The organism is Cupriavidus ulmosensis (assembly GCF_977008105.1).
In genome coordinates, this window is sequence record NZ_CDRMWP010000001.1 from 246193 (window position 1) to 266025 (window position 19833).

At 69.0% G+C, this 19833-nt stretch carries 14 protein-coding genes and 1 riboswitch; of the genes, 7 read left to right on the top strand and 7 right to left on the bottom strand.

What is annotated here, in order from left to right; all coding sequences use genetic code 11:
• Window positions 1–148: 148 nt before the first annotated feature.
• The 3 genes from ACWTPI_RS01115 to ACWTPI_RS01125 all read left to right on the top strand — a co-directional run bounded on the left by ACWTPI_RS01115 (window position 149) and on the right by ACWTPI_RS01125 (window position 3384).
• Complete coding sequence (locus ACWTPI_RS01115; RefSeq protein WP_020205130.1) at window positions 149–889, top strand: acetoacetate decarboxylase; 741 nt, start codon at window positions 149–151, stop codon at window positions 887–889.
• Between the two features lie 134 nt (window positions 890–1023).
• On the top strand, window positions 1024–1806 hold the full coding sequence (locus ACWTPI_RS01120; protein ID WP_020205129.1) for a 3-hydroxybutyrate dehydrogenase: 783 nt from the start codon (window positions 1024–1026) through the stop codon (window positions 1804–1806).
• A gap of 216 nt (window positions 1807–2022) precedes the next feature.
• Window positions 2023–3384, top strand: a complete 1362-nt coding sequence (locus ACWTPI_RS01125) for a DUF3734 domain-containing protein (protein ID WP_020205128.1) — start codon at window positions 2023–2025, stop codon at window positions 3382–3384.
• An 866-nt stretch (window positions 3385–4250) separates the two neighbouring features.
• On the opposite strand, the gene ACWTPI_RS01130 is transcribed toward ACWTPI_RS01125, so the two are convergent.
• From ACWTPI_RS01130 to ACWTPI_RS01145, 4 genes are all read right to left on the bottom strand, one after another.
• Complete coding sequence (locus ACWTPI_RS01130) at window positions 4251–5060, bottom strand: polyphosphate kinase 2 family protein (protein WP_454730764.1); 810 nt, start codon at window positions 5058–5060, stop codon at window positions 4251–4253.
• A 48-nt stretch (window positions 5061–5108) separates the two neighbouring features.
• Window positions 5109–5975, bottom strand: coding sequence for a diaminopimelate epimerase (gene dapF, locus ACWTPI_RS01135; RefSeq protein ID WP_454730765.1), 867 nt, complete (start codon window positions 5973–5975; stop codon window positions 5109–5111).
• 62 nt (window positions 5976–6037) lie between these two features.
• Window positions 6038–6931: a lipid A biosynthesis lauroyl acyltransferase gene (locus ACWTPI_RS01140; protein WP_059414857.1), complete on the bottom strand. Its 894-nt coding sequence runs from the start codon at window positions 6929–6931 to the stop codon at window positions 6038–6040.
• A 5-nt stretch (window positions 6932–6936) separates the two neighbouring features.
• Window positions 6937–7803, bottom strand: coding sequence for a lysophospholipid acyltransferase family protein (locus ACWTPI_RS01145; RefSeq protein WP_020205932.1), 867 nt, complete (start codon window positions 7801–7803; stop codon window positions 6937–6939).
• A 382-nt stretch (window positions 7804–8185) separates the two neighbouring features.
• Here ACWTPI_RS01145 and metK point away from each other — a divergent pair, with 382 nt between their 5' ends.
• Complete coding sequence (gene metK, locus ACWTPI_RS01150; protein WP_020205933.1) at window positions 8186–9349, top strand: methionine adenosyltransferase; 1164 nt, start codon at window positions 8186–8188, stop codon at window positions 9347–9349.
• A gap of 303 nt (window positions 9350–9652) precedes the next feature.
• Complete coding sequence (locus tag ACWTPI_RS01155; protein ID WP_059414908.1) at window positions 9653–10558, top strand: Kdo hydroxylase family protein; 906 nt, start codon at window positions 9653–9655, stop codon at window positions 10556–10558.
• A 16-nt stretch (window positions 10559–10574) separates the two neighbouring features.
• Here ACWTPI_RS01155 and ACWTPI_RS01160 read toward each other — a convergent pair whose 3' ends face one another.
• Window positions 10575–11978: a coniferyl aldehyde dehydrogenase gene (locus tag ACWTPI_RS01160; RefSeq protein ID WP_454730766.1), complete on the bottom strand. Its 1404-nt coding sequence runs from the start codon at window positions 11976–11978 to the stop codon at window positions 10575–10577.
• Between the two features lie 385 nt (window positions 11979–12363).
• Between ACWTPI_RS01160 and ACWTPI_RS01165 the strand changes: the two genes are divergently transcribed.
• The gene (locus tag ACWTPI_RS01165) at window positions 12364–14043 is read left to right on the top strand and encodes a GMC family oxidoreductase (protein WP_454730767.1); all 1680 of its coding nucleotides are present in this window, start codon (window positions 12364–12366) and stop codon (window positions 14041–14043) included.
• A gap of 23 nt (window positions 14044–14066) precedes the next feature.
• Here ACWTPI_RS01165 and ACWTPI_RS01170 read toward each other — a convergent pair whose 3' ends face one another.
• Entirely contained in the window at window positions 14067–15611 is a 1545-nt protein-coding gene (locus ACWTPI_RS01170) for a methyl-accepting chemotaxis protein (protein WP_454730768.1), read from the bottom strand.
• 189 nt (window positions 15612–15800) lie between these two features.
• The gene (locus ACWTPI_RS01175) at window positions 15801–17462 is read right to left on the bottom strand and encodes an acyl-CoA dehydrogenase family protein (RefSeq protein WP_454730769.1); all 1662 of its coding nucleotides are present in this window, start codon (window positions 17460–17462) and stop codon (window positions 15801–15803) included.
• A gap of 256 nt (window positions 17463–17718) precedes the next feature.
• Window positions 17719–17820, top strand: a riboswitch (TPP riboswitch).
• 101 nt (window positions 17821–17921) lie between these two features.
• Between ACWTPI_RS01175 and thiC the strand changes: the two genes are divergently transcribed.
• Window positions 17922–19808 (top strand): phosphomethylpyrimidine synthase ThiC, encoded by a 1887-nt coding sequence (gene thiC, locus ACWTPI_RS01180; RefSeq protein WP_020205939.1) that lies wholly within the window; start codon window positions 17922–17924, stop codon window positions 19806–19808.
• Window positions 19809–19833 lie beyond the last annotated feature (25 nt).

A 19833-nucleotide genomic window follows, 5' to 3' on the forward strand; every position in this document is an offset into this window, starting at 1 on the left:
CTTTGTCGCAATGCAGCAGATGACGGGAACCGCGCGGAAAATTCGCCGGTCTGACTGATCTCGCCGGCCGGCCGGGACCGCCCGCCGCCAGCGATTCGCCTTGCCGCCCGGCAAGGCGGCGCAGCATCTCTTCAGGAGGTTAGCTGGCATGGACATCAAGACGATCCGCGAGCAGGCATTCGCCATGCCGCTTACCAGTCCGGCCTATCCGATGGGCCCGTACCGCTTCATCCATCGGGAATTCTTCATCATCACCTACCGCACCGATCCCGCGCTACTGCGCGCGGTGGTGCCGGAACCGCTGGAGATCGCCGACGCGGTGGTCAACTACGAGTTCATCCGCATGCCGGACTCCACCGGCTTCGGCGACTACACCGAATCGGGCCAGGTGATTCCCGTCACCTACCAGGGCAAGCCCGCCACCTACACCCACGCCATGTACCTCGACGACCATCCGCCGCTGGCGGGCGGGCGCGAACTGTGGGGCTTCCCGAAGAAACTCGCCAGCCCCAGGCTGGAGGTCCACACCGACACCCTGGTCGGCACGCTCGACTACGGCCCGGTGCGCGTGGCCACCGGCACGATGGGCTACAAGCACCGCGAGCTCGACAAGGACGCGCTCGGCCTGTCGCTCTCCACCACGCCGAACTATCTGCTCAAGGTGATTCCGCACGTGGATGGCAGCCCGCGCATCTGCGAGCTGGTGTGCTACTTCCTCAAGGACGTGGAGATGAAGGGCGCCTGGACTGGCCCGGCCGCGCTGTCGCTGTCGCCGCACGCGCTGGCGCCGGTGTCCGCGCTGCCGGTGCTGGAGGTGCTCGGCGCGAAGCATTTCGTGGCCGACCTTACGCTCGGCCTGGGCGAGGTGGTGTTCGATTACCTGGCCTGAGCGGCCCGCCCGCCGGCCTTTCGTCTTTCGTTCCTTTCGTTCCTTTCGTTTTCTTTCGCTCTTTCCGATCTTCCGCGCATCGCGAGCCCTCCGCCCGCCGCGCCCAACCCGCATCAATCACACGAGGTGTCTTCATGAAGCTCCAGGGAAAAACCGCCATCGTCACCGGCGCCGCCAGCGGCATCGGCAAAGCCATCGCCGACCTGCTGGCCAAGGAGGGCGCGGCGGTCGCCATCGCCGACCTGAATCTCGAGGCCGCGCAGAAAGCCGCCGCCGACATCGAGGCCGCCGGCGGACGCGCCATCGCCGTGGCGATGGACGTGACCAACGAGGATGCCGTCAACAACGCCACCGACGAGGTCGCCAGGGTCTTCGGCCATATCGACATCCTGGTCTCGAACGCCGGCATCCAGATCGTCAACCCGATCCAGAACTACGCGTTCTCCGACTGGAAGAAGATGCAGGCCATCCACGTGGACGGCGCCTTCCTGACCACCAAGGCCGCGCTCAAGTACATGTACCAGGACAAGCGCGGCGGCACCGTGATCTACATGGGCTCGGTCCATTCGCACGAAGCCTCGCCGCTGAAATCCGCCTACGTCGCCGCCAAGCACGCGCTGCTCGGGCTGGCGCGCGTGCTGGCCAAGGAAGGCGCGGAATACAACGTGCGCTCGCACGTGATCTGCCCGGGCTTCGTGCGCACGCCGCTGGTGGACAAGCAGATCCCCGAGCAGGCCAAGGAACTGGGCATCAGCGAGGAAGAAGTGATCCGCCGCGTGATGCTGGGCGGCACCGTGGACGGCGTCTTCACCACCGTGGACGACGTGGCCCAGACCGCGCTGTTCCTGTGCGCGTTCCCGTCGGCGGCGCTGACCGGGCAGTCGTTCATCGTCAGCCACGGCTGGTACATGCAGTAGGAAGTCGTCTCAAGAAGATCCTGGCGTCGTTGCGGGGCACGGCAAGTACCAGTCGTACTGTCTGCGGCCCCGCGCCTAGCCAGGACCGCTTCGCTTCATTTTGAAACAACTTCCAGGGGCAGCCGGGCGACGCGGTGCCGCGCCGCCGGCAGCCTGAAGGACGAACCAGAGCAAGGAGAGGCCGTGGCAGTAGGACGTCGGCAGAAAGCGGATCAGATGGCAGCGAAGGTCGGGAAAAACGGCGCGCCCGGAGAATCCGGCGCGCCCGGCGCGGCGGCGGCCGTGGTGGCCGATCCCGCGGCGCCCGCGGTGAAGCGCGCGGCAAAGGCGAAGGCGCCCAAGGCGCCGGAGCCCAACTACCTGCCGCCCGGCGGCTGCGCGCCGCCCGATCTCGCGCCCCAGGGCGCCGGGCAGAAACGCCCGGTGCACCACGAATACACGGTGCGCGCGCTGGTGCTGCAAGGCGGCGGCGCGCTCGGCTCCTACCAGGCCGGCGTGTACCAGGGCCTGGCCGAGGCCGGCGTGCAGCCCAACTGGGTGGCGGGCATCTCGATCGGCGCGCTCAACGCCGCGGTCATCGCCGGCAACGCGCCCGAGCGCCGCGTCGAGCAGTTGCGCGCGTTCTGGGAATACATCTGCCGCCAGCCCTGGCTGCCCAGCCTGCTGCCCTACGAGGCGATCGCCGAGAGCGCCGTGCACTGGCCCGATCCGGTGCGCGTCTTCTTCGACGGCATCGAAGCCGCCCGCGCCGTGCTCGAAGGCCAGCGCGGCTTCTTCCAGCCGCGCCTGTGGCCCACGCTGTTCGAGCACCAGGGCGGACCGGGCACCGCCAGCTACTACGACACCTCGCCGCTGAAGTCCACGCTCGAGCGCTTCGCCGATTTCGACCGCATCAACCACCAGCACAACGAGATGCGCGTCTCGGTGGGCGCGGTCAACGTGCGCACCGGCAATTTCGCCTATTTCGACAACACCCGCCGCAAGCTGTCCGCCGAGCATTTCATGGCCTCGGGCGCCCTGCCGCCGGGCTTTCCCGCGGTGGAGATCGACGGCGAGTTCTACTGGGACGGCGGCCTCGTGTCCAACACGCCGCTGTCCGAGGTGCTGACCGCCCAGCCCCGCCGCGACGCGCTGATCTTCCAGGTCGACCTGTGGAGCGCGCGCGGCAAGCTGCCGCACAACCTGCTGGACGTGGCCGAGCGCCAGAAGGACATCCAGTACTCCAGCCGTACCCGCACCATCACCGACTACATGGGCGAGCAGCAGAACTACCGCCGCATGCTCAGCGAAGTGATGGCGCTGGTGCCGCAGGCGCAGCGCGACAGCGACTGGTACCGCAAGGCAGCCGAATACGCATGCGACGCGCGGCGCAACGTGATCCAGCTCATCTACCGCGACAAGACCTTCGAGGGCAATGCCAAGGATTACCAGTTCGGTCTGCTGACCATGAACGAGCACTGGACCAGCGGGCTGGACGACATCCGCGAGACGCTCAAGCACCCGGAATGGCTAGCGATGCCGACGCACGAGCGGCCGTTCGTCACGCATGATATTCATCGGGGGAATGGGGGGGCGTGATTGGGTTTTTGGGGGTATTGGTTTCCTTGTTCTGGCTGTTGTGGGCCTTGAGGCTCGGGCGGTTTTGGTGCTTGAATCCAAAGGCTGTATGACATCCCCGCTGCGCGGGGCTGCCAGTCACTTTCTTTTGTCTGAAAAGAAAGTAACCAAAGAAAGCAGACCCCTTGCAGGGGGGCTGGGCGCTCAGACTTTATGGCTGGTGCGGGATTCGTGGTGCGGGCGTTGGCTTCGATGAGGCTGCTGACGCTACCGGTTTGCTTGCCTGCGGCGTCGCAAACGAAATTGGATTCGTGGTGGCGCTGCATGATGGCGGCGGCCCAGACCCTTCAGGCTGCTGCCGCGACCGAAGCGAATGGGCACGTCATGGGAGCGGCACTGGTTTCGTGGTGGGCACGGTGGCCCCAATGCAAGGGTACCCATTGACACCCGCGCCCCGGTCCACCACGCCCACCACGAAACCATGAGGGTGCTATGTCGGGGTGGCCAAAACCGGTAACGGCAGATGCCCGAACCAGCAGTGCACTCGCCATCATAGGTCTGACCCCGAAACCCATACCGCCAGCCAGATCGTGGCCGCCCGCACCGGTAACGGCAGGATACAAACAGAACCACCGCCCCCACCACGAAACCACCAACAACCAGAAACCCCAACGTTTCTGCCCCTGCCGGCCAGGCAGTCCGCTTTCTTGGCCTACTTTCTTTTCGGACAAAAGAAAGTAGGTCGCGCCGGAGGAGCGAAAGCCTTTGACTTTGAAGTTGACGTTCAGTAGTTGACTTTAAGCCTTTGATTTTAAGCCTTTGACTTTGAAGCTAAAGCCTCTGACTTTAAAGTTAAGCCTTTAGACTTTTAAAAACCTTAAAAATAATCAAACCACCTTCAATTTCCCTAACCCCGGATCCCCTGCCGGATAAGCCGGCTTCAACCTCGAAAAAACATCAAACACAATCTCCGCGACCATCAGGTTCCGATGCGTCTTGGAATTCGCCGGCACGATGTACCAGGGCGCCTCCGGCGTGCTGGTCGCGGCGATCGCCGCCTCGTAGGCGGTCATGTAGCTTTTCCAGTACTGACGTTCCTCCAGGTCCCGCGGATCGAACTTCCAGTGTTTCTGCGGATCGGCCAGCCGTGACTCCAGGCGGGTTTTCTGCTCGTCCTTGGTAATGTGCAGGAAGCACTTGACGATGGTGGTGCCGGTTTCCATCAGCAGCGTCTCGAACGCGCGCAATTGCTTGTAGCGTCGCTCGCATTCGTCTTCGTCGATCCACTCGTGCACGCGCGTGATCAGCACGTCTTCGTAGTGGCTGCGGTTGAACACCACGATCTCGCCGGCGCGCGGGACCTGCGCGTGGATGCGCCACAGGTAATCGTGCGCGAGCTCTTCGGCGGTGGGGGACTTGAAGCTGACCACGCGGATGCCCAGCGGGTCGAAGCTGCGGAACACGCCGCGCACGGTGCCGTCCTTGCCGGCGGTGTCCATGCCCTGCAGCACGATCAGCAGCTTGCGCCGGTGCTCGGCGTAGAAGACGTCCTGCTGCAGGTCGAGCTCGGTGCTCAGCTCGGAGATGCGCGCCAGGTCGGCGGCCTTGTCGCCGCTGGACAGCGGCTTGGCGCCTGGGTCGAAGTCGGCCAGGCGGAAGTTCTTGCCGGAGGTGATGCGGAAGTCGGCGAGGGGCATTGGCACTCCATCGGGGGCGCGGCCCGGGCGGGCCGCAATCCCCTATGGTCAGGCAGGCAGCCGCTCCAGGTCAATGCTGCCCTCGAACACGGTGGTGGCCGGGCCGGTCATGCGCACCGGCTCGCCTTCGCCGTCCCAGGCGATGGTGAGGTCGCCGCCGTGGGTGTGGACCACCACCGGCGAGTCCAGCAGGCCGCGGCGGATGCCGGCCACCACCGCCGCGCAGGCGCCCGTGCCGCAGGCCAGCGTCTCGCCGGCGCCGCGCTCGAACACGCGCAGGCGCACGATGTGGCGCGCCAGCACCTGCATGAAGCCGGCGTTGACGCGGTTGGGGAAGCTCGGGTGATGCTCGATGACGGGGCCGTCCTGCAGCACCGGGAAGGCCTCGGTGTCGTCCACCACCTGCACCGCGTGCGGGTTGCCCATCGACACGGCGGAGATCCACGCCGTGCGGCCGTTGACCTCGAGGCCGTACAGCGTGTCGCGGCCTTCGCCGCGCGTGGGCAGGCCCTCGGCGCGGAACGGCACGCGCGCTGGCTCGAGCTCGGGCGCGCCCATGTCGACCGTGACCTGGCCGTCGTCCTGCAGCGTCAGCGTGATCACGCCGTTCATGACCTGCACGCGCACCGAGCGCTTGTCGGTCAGGCCGCGTTCGGTGACGAAGCGCACGAAGCAGCGCGCGCCGTTGCCGCAATGCTCCACCTCGCCGCCGTCGGCGTTGAAGATGCGGTAGCGGAAATCGACGTCGTCGCGGGTGGGCTTCTCGACCACCAGGATCTGGTCGGCGCCCACGCCGAAATGCCGGCTGGCGAGCGCGCGCCACTGCGCGGGCGTCAGGTTCAGGGTCTGGTGGATGCCGTCGAGCACGACGAAGTCGTTGCCGGCGCCGTGCATCTTGGTGAACTGGAGTCTCATGGTGCGATTGTATGCCTGGCCGGGCGCGCGTGCATGGCGCGCCGCGGGCCGTGTCGGTAGTGTCAGTAGATCTCGGGCTCGCCCGGCGGACGGTGCTTGAAGCGCTTGTGCACCCAGTAATACTCGGCGATGCGCGGGCGGATGCAGTCCTCGAAGAAGGCGTTCATGCGCCGCGTGTCGTCGGTCACGCTGTCGCCGGGATAGTCTTCCCAGGCCGGCAGGATGTGCAGCACGTAGCCCTGGTAGCCGGGCAGCATCTCGGTGTAGATCGGCACCACCCTGGCGCCGGTCAGCCGCGCCAGGCGCGACACCGAGGTCAGCGTCAGCGCCTGCACGCCGAAGAACGGCACGAACTCGGAGTCGCGCTCGCCGAAGTCCATGTCGGCGATCAGTTGCAGCGCCTCGCCCTTGCGCAGGCAGCGGATGATGTCGCGCGCGCTGTCGTTGCGGGCGATCATGTTGGCGCCGAAGCGCCCGCGCGCGTGTTTGAGAAAGCCGTCGAACAGGTCGTTCTTCTGCTTGGTGTAGAGCGAGGCGCCCGAGCGCCCCACGTGGTCGCGCAGGTGGATGGTCAGGCGGATCGCGCCGGCCTCCACGCCCGACAGGTGCAGCGTGACCAGGATGTGCGGCTTGCCGTCGAGCGCCACCAGGTCGGCGTGGTCCTCGATGCGGACCCAGCGGCGCATCTGCTTCTCGCTGCCGGTCCAGAAGATGCCGCGTTCGGCGAAGCTGCGGAACACGGTGCGGAAGGTCTGGCGCGACAGCGCCTCGATCTCGGCCTCGCTGCGCTCGGGAAAGCTCAGGCGCAGGTTGGTCTGCACCACGCCGCGGCGGCTGCTCGGAAACAGGTAGAGCAGGCTGCCCAGCGCTTCGCCGAAGCGCGCCACCAGCGGATAGGGCAGCTTGCCCAGCACGGTCAGCAGGGCAATGCCCAGCCAGGTAAAGATACGGCTCATCTGTTCTAGTTGGGAAGCGGCGCCGGTGCGGGAGGAGCCTCGGCGCCGCGCGGTTGCTTGTATCGGTTGTAGCCCCACAGGTACTGCGTGGGCGCCGCCTCGACCAGGGCCTCGATGGCCTGGTTGAGCACGGCGGCTGCGGCGGCCGGGTCGGCCGGCAGCGGCTCCTCGATCACCTGCATGTGACCGCGGAAGCCGGCACCGCGCGGCAGGCGCTCGGCGAAGATCGCCGCGATCGGCGAGCCGGTGTGCTGCTGCAGGCGCTGCACCAGCGTCATGGTATAGGCCGGCTTGCCGAAGAACGGCGCCCACGCGCCTTCGCCGCCGGGCGGCACCTGGTCGGGCAGGATGCCGACCGCCTCGCCGCGCTTGAGCGCCTTGAGCAGCATGCGCACGCCGCGCGGCTCGGCTGGCGCCATCGCCAGGTTATGGCGCGTGCGCATCTTGAGGATCCAGGCGCGCAGCCACGGCTGGTGCGGCGGCTTGTAGAGCGCGGTGACCGGATGCCGCAGCGCGAACGCCTGCGGCAGCACCTCGAAGCAGCCCAGGTGCGGCACCAGGATGATGAGCCCGCGCTCCTGCGCCATCAGTCGGTCCAGCTCCGGCCACAGCGGGCCGGCAAAGCCGTACATGCGCCCGGGCGGGTTGCGGCGGCACCAGAAATACGGCATTTCCAGGATCATGCGGCCGGTCGCGCGCGCGGCCTCGGCCAGCGTGGCGGCGTCCGCGCGCGGATAGGCCTGGCGCAGGTGGGCGGTCAGCCGGGTGCCGTAGCGTCCCGGCAGGCGCGCCGCCAGCAGGCCCAGCGCACCGCCGGCGGCGTGCAGCCACGACAGCGGCAGGCGGGAAATCAGCCAGAACAAAAAGGTCATCGGATCGCGCTCAGCGGCATCGTGGCCGGGTAAGGGATTAAGGTTTTTGCCCGGTGGCGCCGATATTGGGGCAATCGAAACGAGGCGGGCGGCGTGTTCCGGGCCCGTCTTCGCACCTGCACGGTCCGCGCGGCCGGCGTGGCCGGGAACCCGGCCGCATCCGCCGGCAATGGCCGCGACGGCGCCGCGCGCAGGCAACCCCGATGGCTGTGGGGCCTGCTGCACAGCGGCCGGCAGGCGCGTATAATAGCGCGTATCGCCGAGTTAACTGACAACTTGCGGGGCGATACCGTTCTACCGGAACGGCTTGAAAATACCGCTAAAGCGTCGCCGCCCGGGCTGAACAGGTTGGCGCGCAATAGCCAACCTGGAGAAAAAGTTCGTGGCAAACGACTTCCTGTTCACTTCGGAATCCGTCTCCGAAGGCCATCCCGATAAGGTCGCTGACCAGATTTCCGACGCAGTCCTGGACGCCATCCTGTCCCAGGACAAGTACGCGCGCGTGGCGGCCGAGACGCTTTGCAACACCGGGCTGGTGGTCCTCGCCGGGGAAATCACCACGACCGCCAACGTCGACTACATCCAGGTCGCACGCGACACCATCAAGCGCATCGGCTACGACAACACCGACTACGGCATCGACTACAAGGGCTGCGCCGTGCTGGTGGCCTACGACAAGCAGTCGCCCGACATCGCCCAGGGCGTGGACCGCGCCTCCGACGACTACCTGAACCAGGGCGCCGGCGACCAGGGCCTGATGTTCGGCTACGCCTGCGACGAGACGCCGGAACTGATGCCGTTCCCGATCTACTATTCGCATCGCCTGGTCGAGCGCCAGTCGCAGCTGCGCCGCGACGGCCGCCTGCCCTGGCTGCGTCCGGACGCCAAGTCGCAGGTGACCGTGCGCTACGTCGACGGCCGCCCGCACAGCGTGGACACCGTGGTGCTGTCGACCCAGCACGCGCCGGACATCAGCCAGGCGCAGATCCGCGAAGCCGTGATCGAGGAAATCATCAAGCCGGTGCTGCCGGCCGCGATGCTCAAGGACACCAAGTACCTGGTCAACCCGACCGGCCGCTTCGTCATCGGCGGCCCGCAGGGCGACTGCGGCCTGACCGGCCGCAAGATCATCGTCGACACCTACGGCGGCGCCTCGCCGCACGGCGGCGGCGCGTTCTCGGGCAAGGACCCGTCCAAGGTCGACCGCTCGGCCGCCTACGCCGCGCGCTACGTCGCCAAGAACGTGGTCGCCGCCGGCCTGGCGCGCCAGTGCCAGGTGCAGGTCAGCTACGCCATCGGCGTGGCCCGCCCGATCAACGTGACCGTGTACACGGAAGGCACCGGCAAGATCTCCGACGAGGCCATCGCCGCGCTGGTGCAGGAGCATTTCGACCTGCGCCCGAAGGGCATCGTGCAGATGCTGGACCTGCTGCGCCCGATCTACGAGAAGACCGCCGCCTACGGCCACTTCGGCCGCGAAGAGCCGGAATTCTCGTGGGAAGCCACCGACAAGGCCGCCGCGCTGCGCGCCGCCGCCGGCCTGTAAGGCTCGCCTCCGCCGCGCAGAACGCCGCCTCCGGGCGGCGTTTTTTCTGGCGCCCGCGATCTTGTCGAAGATCAAGCGCGGCCGGTGGCCGGGATGGCGCGCGCAGCGCGCGAGGGTAGAATCGCGGGATCGCGGAGCGGCCCGGCAAGTGGCGCTCCGCGCTCTTGCCGAAGCCCGCCAGAGCCTGCCGGAGTCCGCCGGATTGCCGCGCGGCGGAGCCCGCAGCCCGCATACCCGAGGACGCCCATGTCACAAGACACGACCCATTCGACGCCGGCGCCGGCCGCAGCCGGCCAGGCCGCCATGCCCGGCGCGGATGGCCCCGCCTTCAACCTGATCCGTCCCCAGCCCTACGCCGACTGGGCGCCGCAGGTCGACGCCGCCACCGCGGCCGGGCTGCGTCAGCAGCTCGAGCAGGGCGCGGTGCTGTATTTCCCGAACCTGCATTTCCGCTTCGAGCCGGGCGAGGAACGCTTTCTCGACAGCCGCTGGTCGGACGGCAAGTCCAAGAACATCAACCTGCGCGCCAGCGACCACGCCGTGCGCGGCGCCCAGGGCGGCGAGCAGGACCTCAAGGACCTCTACCGCCTGATCCGCCGCTATGCCGAGTCCAGCGAAAAGCTGGTACTGAGCCTGTTCCCCGAGTACGGCCCGCACCTCGTGCGCGCCGGCACCTCGCTGCGCCCGAGCGAGATCGCCGGCCGCCCGGTGAGCTGGCGCAAGGACGACACCCGCCTGCACGTGGATGCCTTCCCGTCCAACCCGCTGCTGGGCCAGCGCCTGCTGCGCGTGTTCCACAACATCGACCCGCAGGCGCCGCGCGTGTGGCGCGTGGGCGAGCCGTTCGGCGACTTCGCGCGCCGCTTCGTGCCGCAGACCAAGGGCATGTGGCCGGGCCAGGCGCGCCTGATGGAATTGCTGCACATCACCAAGCGCCGCCGCTCGGAATACGACCACCGCATGCTGCAATTGCACGACCTGGCCAAGGCCGACCTGGCCTACCAGGCCAATGTGCCGCAGCAGGAATTCCAGTTCCCGCCGGGCGCCACCTGGATGGTGTTCAGCGACCAGGTGCTGCACGCCGCCATGCGCGGGCGCGCCATGATGGAGCAGACCTATTACCTGTCGCCCAAGGCCATCGGCGACCACACGCACTCGCCGGAGGCGGTGCTGTCGCGCATGCTCGGCCGGCCGATGCTGGCTTCGTAAGGCGGCCCCGGCCGCTTCAGCGCAGCAGCATGCGGATCATCGTCTCGAAGCGCTTGCCGTAGGGCGGCTTGAGCAGCCCCGCGCCGTTGAGCGCCGACTGCCGGAAGATCGGCTTGAACTTGGAGAAGGTCGCGAAGCCCGCCTCGCCGTGGTACGCGCCCATGCCGCTGGGCCCGACGCCGCCGAACGGCAGGTCTTCCTGGGCGATGTGCAGCAGCGTCTCGTTGATGCTGACGCCGCCAGCCACGGTCTGCGCCATCACGCGGTCGATCGCGCCGCGCTCCCGCTCGAACAGGTACAGCGCCAGCGGACGCGGGCGCGCGTTGACGTAGGCGATCGCGTCTTCCAGCGAGCGGTACGTCACCAGTGGCAGCACCGGGCCGAAGATTTCCTCCCGCATCACGGTGGCGTCCCCGGGCACGTCGAGCAGCAGCACCGGCGCCAGCCGGCGGCGCGCGGCGTCCGACGCGGCCTGCGTCAGCGGCACCACGCGCGCGCCCGCGCGCGCGGCGTCGTCCACCAGGCCGCCCAGCCGCGCGAAGTGGCGCGGGCTGATGATGGTGGTGTAGTCCGGGTTGGTGTCCAGGTCAGGGTAGAGCCGGCCGGCGCAGGCGCGCGCCGACTCGACGAAGCGCTCGCGCATCGTTTCGGGCAGCAGCACGTAGTCGGGCGCGATGCAGGTCTGGCCGGCGTTGAGCAGCTTGCCGACCAGGATGCGCTCCACCGCGCGCTCCAGGTCGGCGCCGGGGCCGAGGATGGCGGGCGACTTGCCGCCCAGCTCCAGCGTCACCGGCGTCAGGTTGGCGGCGGCCGCGCGCATGACGTGGTGGCCGACCTGGGTCGAGCCGGTAAACAACAGGTGGTCGAAGGGCAGGGCGGAGAAGTTGCTTGCCACCAGGGCGTCGCCGTTGATCACGGTGACTTCGTCGGCGGCGAAGGTCTGCTGCGCCAGCGTGGCGAACAGCGCGGCAAAGCGCGGCGTGTATTCGGAAAGCTTGATCATGGCGCGGTTGCCCGCGGCCAGCGCGCCGGCGAGCGGGCCGACGGTCAGGTAGAGCGGGTAGTTCCACGGCACCACGATGCCGACCACGCCGAGCGGCTGCGGCATCAGGCGCGAGCTGGCGGGCCGGAACCAGATGCCGGTGCGCGCGCGCCGCACGCGCATCCAGCGCTTGCCGTGGCGCAGCGCGTCGTCGATGCCGGACACGCTCGGGAAGATCTCCAGCAGGGCGGTTTCCTGGCGCGCGCGGTTGCCGAAATCCGCGCTGATGGCAGCGGCGATCTCGTCCCGGTGGTCCGTGACCAGGCGGCGCAGGCGCCGCAGGCGGTCGGCGCGCACGCCCCAGGCGGGCGCCTGGTCGCTGCGCGAGGCGGCGTGCATGGCGCCGAACACGGATGACATCTCGGGCACTTCTCTCATCTCTCGGTCTCCGGGGCCGTGCGCTGCCCCTGGCGCGCATGGCGTTATCGATCCCCGCACCATATGCCATGCCGCTCCCTCGCACAATCGCGGCGCGCCTCTAGCGCGCGGCGCTTCAAACAGGCGTTCAGGCGGACATTCGGGCGGAAGCACGGCAAGGTGCGCCACGGCCCGCCGGGCGGCCGTCCGCATGCCTTTTCCTGGTGCGCCGGCCGGCGCCTCCGCGCGGGCGCGCCCGCGCGCGGCGGCGGCCGCGGCGGTCTGCGCTTCGTCCTTTTCCCCCTCCCCGCAAAGCGCCTACACTGGTTTTCAGACCGGCTCGGGGATCGCCGTGGCGGGCGCGGCAACGCCGGCGCGCCGGCCACCCGGCCACGCGGGGAGACAGATGGAAACCACCTTTGACTATCTCGTCGTCGGCGGCGGTTCGGCCGGCTGCGCCCTGGCCGGACGGCTGGCCGACAGCGGCAGCGACAGCGTGGCGGTGCTCGAGGCCGGCGGCCACGATCACCACGTGCTGGTCTCCACGCCGGCCGGCGTCGCCGCCATGCTGCCGCGCGCCGGCAGCCACAACTACGGCTACCGCACCGTGCCGCAGCCCGGCCTGGACGGGCGCCGCGGCTACCAGCCGCGCGGGCGCGGGCTGGGCGGCAGCTCGTCGCTCAACGCCATGATCTACACGCGCGGCCGTCCGTCCGACTACGACGGCTGGGCCGCGGCCGGCTGCGACGGCTGGGCCTGGGACGACGTGCTGCCGTATTTCCGCCGCGCCGAATGCAACGAGCGCCTGGCCGGGCGCGACGACGACCCGCTGCACGGCGGCAGCGGCCCGCTCCACGTCGCCGACCTGCGCACGCCCAATCCGTTCGGCCAGCGCTTCATCGAGGCGGCGCAGCAGGCCGGCTACCGCCGCAACGACGATTTCAACGGCATGGAGCAGGAAGGCGCCGGCTGGTACCAGGTGACGCAGCACGGCGGCGAGCGCTGGAACGCCGCGCGCGCCTACCTGCACCGCGGCGATGCCGCCGACCCGGCTAGCAACGGCGGCCGCGCCAACCTGCACGTGCTGACCGGCATGCAGGTGCTGCGCATTGCCTTCGAAGGCCGCCACGCGGCCGGCGTGATGGTGCGGCTCGACGGCCGCGAGACGCTGCTGCGCGCGCGCCGCGAGGTGATCGTCGCGGCCGGCGCGTTCGGCTCGCCGCAACTGCTGATGGCATCGGGCGTGGGCCCGGGCGCGCACCTGCGCGAGCTCGGCATTCCGCTGGTGCACCACCTGCCCGGCGTGGGCACGAACCTGCAGGACCATATCGATGTCGTCGTGCACAAGCGCGTGGCGGCGTCCGAACTGTTCGGCGTGTCGCCGGGCGGCGCGCTGCGCCTGCTGGCCGAGATGCTGCGCTACCGGCGCGAGCGCACCGGCATGCTGACCTCCAACTTCGCCGAGGCCGGCGCGTTTCTCAAGAGCCGGCCCGAGCTCGAAGAGCCCGACCTGCAACTGCATTTCGTGGTCGGCATGGCCGACGACCACATGCGCCGCCTCCGCTTCGGCCACGGCTACTCGTGCCATGTCTGCGTGCTGCGCCCGCGCAGCCGCGGCGAGGTCCGGCTGGCCTCGCCCGACATCCGCGAGGCCCCGCTGATCGACCCGCGCTTCCTGTCCGACCCGCGCGACCTCGACGACCTCGTGGCCGGCGTGCGCATCGTGCGCCGCATCCTGGCCCAGCCGCAACTGGCGGCGTTCGGCGGCAAGGAACTCTATTCCGCGCACCTGCAGGCCGACGGCAGCGACGACGCCGCCATCCGCGCCATGATCCGCGAGCATGCCGACACCATCTACCACCCGGTCGGCACCTGCCGCATGGGCATGGACCAGGGCGCGGTGGTCGACCCGCAACTGCGCGTGCGCGGCGTGGAGGGTCTGCGCGTGGTGGATGCGTCGATCATGCCGACGCTGATCGGCGGCAACACCAACGCGCCGGCCGTCATGATCGGCGAGCGCGCGCACGACCTGATCCGCCACGGCCCGCGCGTGGTGCTGCGCCTGGCCGAGATACTGGCGGTGTAGCCGGCGCGACCGATGCCGGTTGTTCAGGCCCCGGCCAGCCGGAACGTCGACACCGTGTCGCGCAGCTTGCCGGCCTGGTCGTCGAGCGACTGCGCCGCCGCGGCGGCCTGTTCCACCAGCGCGGCGTTCTGCTGCGTGACCTGGTCCATCTGGCCGACCGCCTGGTTGACCTGCTCGATCCCCGCGCTCTGCTCGGCCGAGGCCGCGCTGATCTCGCTGATGATGTCGGACACGCGCTTCACGGCCTGGCGCACGTCGTCCATGGTCTTGCCGGCGTCCTGCGCCTGCGTGGAGCCGGCGCGCACGGTGCCGGCCGATTCGTCGATCAGGTCCTTGATCTCTTTGGCGGCGCTCGACGAGCGCTGCGCCAGCGTGCGCACCTCGCCGGCCACCACGGCGAAGCCGCGGCCCTGCTCGCCGGCGCGCGCGGCTTCCACCGCCGCGTTGAGCGCCAGGATGTTGGTCTGGAACGCGATGCCCTCGATCAGGCTGGTGATCTCGGCGATACGGCCCGAGCTGGCCGCGATCGCGCCCATGGTCTGCACCACCTGCTGCACCGCGTGGCTGCCCTGCTCGGCCACGCTGGCCGCGTCGCCGGCCAGTCCGCTGGCCTGGCGCGCGTTGTCGGCGTTCTGCCGCACGGTGGTGGTCAGCTCCTCCATGCTCGACGCGGTTTCCTCCAGCGAGGCCGCCTGCTGCTCGGTGCGCGCCGACAGGTCGGTGTTGCCCGCCGCGATCTGGCGCGCGGCCACGCCCACCGATTCGGTCGACTCGCGCACCTCGCGCATGGCGGCGCCGACCCGTTCGAGCAGCCGGTTGAAGGCGCTCGCGGTACGGCCGACCTCGTCCATGCGGCCCACCGGCGCGCGGCGCTCCAGGTCGAGGCTGCCGCTGACGTACTCGAGGGTCTGCTCGATCTCGGCCAGGCTGCCGTGGATGCGGCGGTACAGCGCCACGGCCAGCGCGCCCGTGCCCAGCACCGCGGCGGCGATCAGGATGGAAAACACCAGCACCGCGGTGTGGTAGCGCTCGCGGTTGTCCGCGACGGCGTGCTCGCCGAGCTCGGCGTTGTAGGCGATATGTTCGTCGAGCGCCTTGCGCAGCGCGGAGGCCGCCTCGCTCAGCTCGCCGCCCAGCAGCATCTGCTGGGCGCCCTGGTAATCGTTGGCATGCGATTTTTCCAGCAGCGCGGGCCGCGCGCTGCGAAAGCGCTTGAAGGCGGCGAGGTCGGCATCGAGCAGCTTGCGGTCGGTGTCGTCGCTGATGTCGTCGCGCGCATACTTGGCCGCGGTGGCCTCGAACTTGTCCTCGGCGCGGGCCAGCGCCGCCTCGTCCTCGGCCTTGGCCTTGAGGTCGTCGCTCATGGTGTGCCGGTACAGCGCGATGCGCATGGCGTTCACGTTGTCCTTCATGTCGCCGAGCGTGCGCACGCTGCCCAGCGTGTTGTCGTTGAAGTATTCGAAGCGCGCTTCGGACTGGCTGAGCTGCCAGATGCCGCCAAGGCCCACGACCAGCAGGGCGAGCAAGGCAAGCGAAAGCGAAAGCAACAGGCGTTGACTGATGTTCATGTTTGATAGGCCCCCGTCGGGAGGCGCGCCACTAGGTCAGGAAAGAGGACCGGCCGGCACTTATGTATGGAATGTATGCCATTTGGGTCAAGGCCTGTTTACGGCAGGTCTCCCGGCACCTGTAGCGGCGCCGGGAGAATATTTCCGGAAGTGACGGATAGGGCGGGCGCGGTGCCGCGCGCGGCGAGCTCAGCCCGGCCACGCGCGCGCCGCCACGCGCGCGAGCGCCGCCGCGTCGCCCTCCAGCGTGCCGAACACGCGGCCGTGCTGGCGGCCCAGGCGGCTGGCGACGAAGCGCTCGGCGTCCTCGGCGTCGGCATGGTTCAGCATCAGCGCTGCCTGCGCGGTCAGCACCAGGCCCTGGGCGAAGCGGCGCGCGCCGGCCTCGAGGTGCTCGGGCGCGTCGCGCAGCATCGCCTGCAGCGAGGCCAGCTCGGCGCGCACGGCCGGATGCCCGCCGGCGCGCTGCGCGAGGTCCTGCAGCAGCCGCGCGCCGTCCTCGGGATTGCGCTGCAGCGCGCGCAGCACGTCCAGGCACATGATGTTGCCCGAGCCTTCCCAGATCGAGTTGACCGGCGCCTCGCGGTACAGCCGCGCCATCGGCCCCTCTTCCACGTAGCCGTTGCCGCCCCACACCTCCATCGCCTCGCCGGTGGCCTCGATCGCGCGCTTGCAGATCCAGAACTTGGCCGCCGGCGTGACGATGCGCTTCCACGCGGCCGCCAGCGGGTCGGCGTCGGCGCGCTCGAAGGCGTGCGCCAGTTCCATCATCAGCAGCGTCGCGCCCTGGCTTTCCAGCGCCAGATCGGCCAGCACGTTGCGCATCAGCGGCTGCTCGGCCAGCAGCTGGCCGAAGGCCATGCGGTGGCGCGCGTGGTGGAGCGCCTGCACCAGCGCGGCGCGGAGGATGGCGGCGCTGCCGATCACGCAGTCCAGCCGGGTATAGGTCGCCATCTCGATGATGGTCGGGATGCCGCGGCCCTCCTCGCCGATCAGGATGCCGGTGGCGCCGCGGAACTCCACCTCGCTGCTGGCGTTGGAGCGGTTGCCGAGCTTGTCCTTGAGGCGCTGGATCTGCACCGGGTTCTTGCTGCCGTCGTCGCGAAAGCGCGGCACGAAGAAGCACGACAGCGGTCCGTCCTCGGCGCCCATGCGCGCCACCACCAGGTGCGCGTCGCACATCGGCGCGGAGAAGAACCACTTGTGCCCGGTCAGCTCGTACTCGGCGCCGCGCCCCTCGCCGCGCACGGCGCGCGCCACCGTGGTGTTGCTGCGCACGTCCGAGCCGCCCTGCTTCTCCGTCATGCCCATGCCGATCATGACGGCGCGCTTGTCGCGCCACGGCAGGTCGCGCGCGTCGTGCTCGGTGGCGAACAGCTTCGGCCCCAGCCCGGCGAACAGCGCGGTCTCCTTTTGCAGCACGGGAATGCTGGCGAAGGTCATGGTCGGCGGGCACAGCGAGCCCGATTCGACCTGCGCCTGCAGGTAATAGCCCGCCGCGCGCGCCACCCAGGCGCCGTCGCGCGGCTGCGCGAACGGCAGCGCCTGCAGCTGCTGGCTGCGCAGCAGGGCCAGCAGTTCGTGCCACGCGGCGGGGAATTCCACCTCGTCGATGCGCTCGCCGGTGCGGCCGTGCGTATGCAGCTCGGGCGTGTGGCGGTTCGCCTCGGCCGCCCAGCGCTGCACGTCGGCCTGCCCCAGGCGCGCGCCGAACACGTCGAGCGCGCCGGCATGCCAGCCGCCGCCGAGGCGCTCGAGCGCCGCGCGCAGGGCCGGATCGCCGGCGAACAGGTTGTAGCCGGCAAGGTCCGGCACCTGGTTGAACACGCGATGGGTGGCGGCGTCGGTCATGCGGTCTCCTGGAATGGGCGGCGCGTGGCCGCGTTGTCCTGTTTTCTGCTGTTTTCTGCATGGTAGAGCAAGCCGCGCGCTATGTGACGGCCGGCAAGGTCTGCCGGGTGTGGTGCCCGGGTCCCACCGCGCTCCATCGCGCCCCACGGCTTTTTTGCCGCGCCGCAGCAAGCGCCAGTCCTGACTTGCGCGCACGGCTGTCCAGATTGAAACAAGGGTGGTCAAGCCCCGGCCCTTGTGCTTAAATTCACCCCGTTGGATGAAACAGGGGTGCCACACGGATGGGCCGTGCGGCTGAGAGAGTCCCTTCGAACCCGATCCGGCTAGTACCGGCGTGGGAAGTTTCATGACTACCGAACAGCTCCTGCCTCCCGCGAGGCACATGACCCGGCCATCGCGCCCGGCCCATGCTCAGGGCTCCTGGTTTCGTCCATCCCCGCAAGAGAGAGGACGATACCTATGGCCCGCACAAATTCCGCCCCTGCCGCTTCCTTCGAATCGCTCGAGACCGATCTCGACAAGAAGTTTGCCTATCCGGCTTCCAGCAAGACCTACCTGACCGGCAGCCGGCCCGACATCCGGGTGCCGCTGCGCACGATCCTGCAGACCTCCACGCGCACGGACAAGGGCGAGATGTCCAATCCGCCGATTCCCGTGTACGACACCTCGGGCCCGTACAGCGACCCGGACGTGCACATCGACCTCAAGGCCGGCCTGCCGTCGGTGCGCGGCAGGTGGATCGAGGAGCGCGGCGACACCGAGGTGCTGTCCGGCCTGTCGTCCGAATACGGCCTGGCGCGCGCCGCCGACCCGGCCACCGCGCACCTGCGCTTCGCACAGCTGACCAACCCGCGCCGCGCCAAGGCCGGCGCCAACGTGTCGCAGATGCACTATGCGCGCCAGGGCATCATCACGCCCGAGATGGAATACGTGGCGCTGCGCGAGTCGCTCAACCTGCAGGCGCTCTACGACAAGCCCGAGTACAAGGCGCTGCTGCGCCAGCACCCGGGCAACGCGCTCGGCGCCGCGCTGCCGCTGCGCCCCGAGGACATGACGCCGGAATTCGTGCGCCGCGAGATCGCCTCCGGCCGCGCCATCATCCCCGCCAACATCAACCACACCGAGCTGGAGCCGATGGCGATCGGGCGCAATTTCCGCGTCAAGATCAACGGCAACCTCGGCAACTCGGCGGTGACGTCGTCGCTGGCCGAGGAAGTCGAGAAGATGGTGTGGTCGATCCGCTGGGGCGCCGACACCATCATGGACCTGTCCACCGGCAAGCACATCCATGAGACCCGTGAATGGATCCTGCGCAATTCGCCGGTGCCGATCGGCACGGTGCCGATCTACCAGGCGCTCGACAAGACCGGCGGCATCGCCGAGGACCTGACCTGGGAGATGTTCCGCGACACGCTGATCGAGCAGGCCGAGCAGGGCGTGGACTACTTCACCATCCACGCCGGCGTGCTGCTGCGCTACGTGCCGATGACCGCCGACCGCGTCACCGGCATCGTCTCGCGCGGCGGCTCGATCATGGCCAAGTGGTGCCTCGCGCACCACAAGGAAAACTTCCTGTACACGCACTTCGACGAGATCTGCGAAATCATGAAGGCCTACGACGTCTCGTTCAGCCTCGGCGACGGCCTGCGCCCGGGCTGCATCGCCGACTCCAACGACGACGCCCAGTTCGGCGAGCTGCGCACGCTCGGCGAGCTGACCGCCAAGGCCTGGAAGCACGACGTGCAGGTCATGATCGAAGGCCCGGGCCACGTGCCGCTGCAGCGCATCCAGGCCAACATGGACGAGGAGCTCAAGCACTGCTACGAAGCCCCGTTCTACACGCTCGGACCGCTGGTGACGGACATCGCACCCGGCTACGACCACATCACCAGCGGCATCGGCGCGGCCAACATCGGCTGGATGGGCACGGCCATGCTGTGCTACGTCACGCCCAAGGAACACCTGGGCCTGCCCGACAAGGAGGACGTGCGCGAAGGCATCATCACCTACAAGATCGCCGCGCACGCGGCTGACCTTGCCAAGGGCTGGCCGGGCGCGCAGCTGCGCGACAACGCGCTGTCCAAGGCGCGCTTCGAGTTCCGCTGGGAAGACCAGTTCAACCTCGGCCTGGACCCGGAGCGCGCGCGCTCGTTCCACGACGCCACGCTGCCGGCCGAGGGCGCCAAGATCGCCCACTTCTGCTCGATGTGCGGTCCCAAGTTCTGCTCGATGAAGATCACGCAGGAAGTGCGCGACTACGCCGCCTCGCTCAAGCCGGAGGCCGAGAAGGGCATGCAGGAAAAGTCGATCGAGTTCGTCAAGAGCGGCAGCAAGATCTACTCGTGAGGCAGGGTGCGGCGCGCGCCTGCGT

What these genes read in the sequence shown, in the direction of transcription:
- ACWTPI_RS01115 (WP_020205130.1), top strand. Translation starts at nt 149, where the DNA reads ATGGACATCAAGACGATCCGCGAGCAGGCATTCGCCATGCCGCTTACC.
- ACWTPI_RS01120 (WP_020205129.1), top strand. Translation starts at nt 1,024, where the DNA reads ATGAAGCTCCAGGGAAAAACCGCCATCGTCACCGGCGCCGCCAGCGGC.
- ACWTPI_RS01125 (WP_020205128.1), top strand. Translation starts at nt 2,023, where the DNA reads ATGGCAGCGAAGGTCGGGAAAAACGGCGCGCCCGGAGAATCCGGCGCG.
- ACWTPI_RS01130 (WP_454730764.1), bottom strand. Translation starts at nt 5,060, where the DNA reads ATGCCCCTCGCCGACTTCCGCATCACCTCCGGCAAGAACTTCCGCCTG.
- dapF (WP_454730765.1), bottom strand. Translation starts at nt 5,975, where the DNA reads ATGAGACTCCAGTTCACCAAGATGCACGGCGCCGGCAACGACTTCGTC.
- ACWTPI_RS01140 (WP_059414857.1), bottom strand. Translation starts at nt 6,931, where the DNA reads ATGAGCCGTATCTTTACCTGGCTGGGCATTGCCCTGCTGACCGTGCTG.
- ACWTPI_RS01145 (WP_020205932.1), bottom strand. Translation starts at nt 7,803, where the DNA reads ATGACCTTTTTGTTCTGGCTGATTTCCCGCCTGCCGCTGTCGTGGCTG.
- ACWTPI_RS01155 (WP_059414908.1), top strand. Translation starts at nt 9,653, where the DNA reads ATGCCCGGCGCGGATGGCCCCGCCTTCAACCTGATCCGTCCCCAGCCC.
- ACWTPI_RS01160 (WP_454730766.1), bottom strand. Translation starts at nt 11,978, where the DNA reads ATGAGAGAAGTGCCCGAGATGTCATCCGTGTTCGGCGCCATGCACGCC.
- ACWTPI_RS01165 (WP_454730767.1), top strand. Translation starts at nt 12,364, where the DNA reads ATGGAAACCACCTTTGACTATCTCGTCGTCGGCGGCGGTTCGGCCGGC.
- ACWTPI_RS01170 (WP_454730768.1), bottom strand. Translation starts at nt 15,611, where the DNA reads ATGAACATCAGTCAACGCCTGTTGCTTTCGCTTTCGCTTGCCTTGCTC.
- ACWTPI_RS01175 (WP_454730769.1), bottom strand. Translation starts at nt 17,462, where the DNA reads ATGACCGACGCCGCCACCCATCGCGTGTTCAACCAGGTGCCGGACCTT.
- thiC (WP_020205939.1), top strand. Translation starts at nt 17,922, where the DNA reads ATGGCCCGCACAAATTCCGCCCCTGCCGCTTCCTTCGAATCGCTCGAG.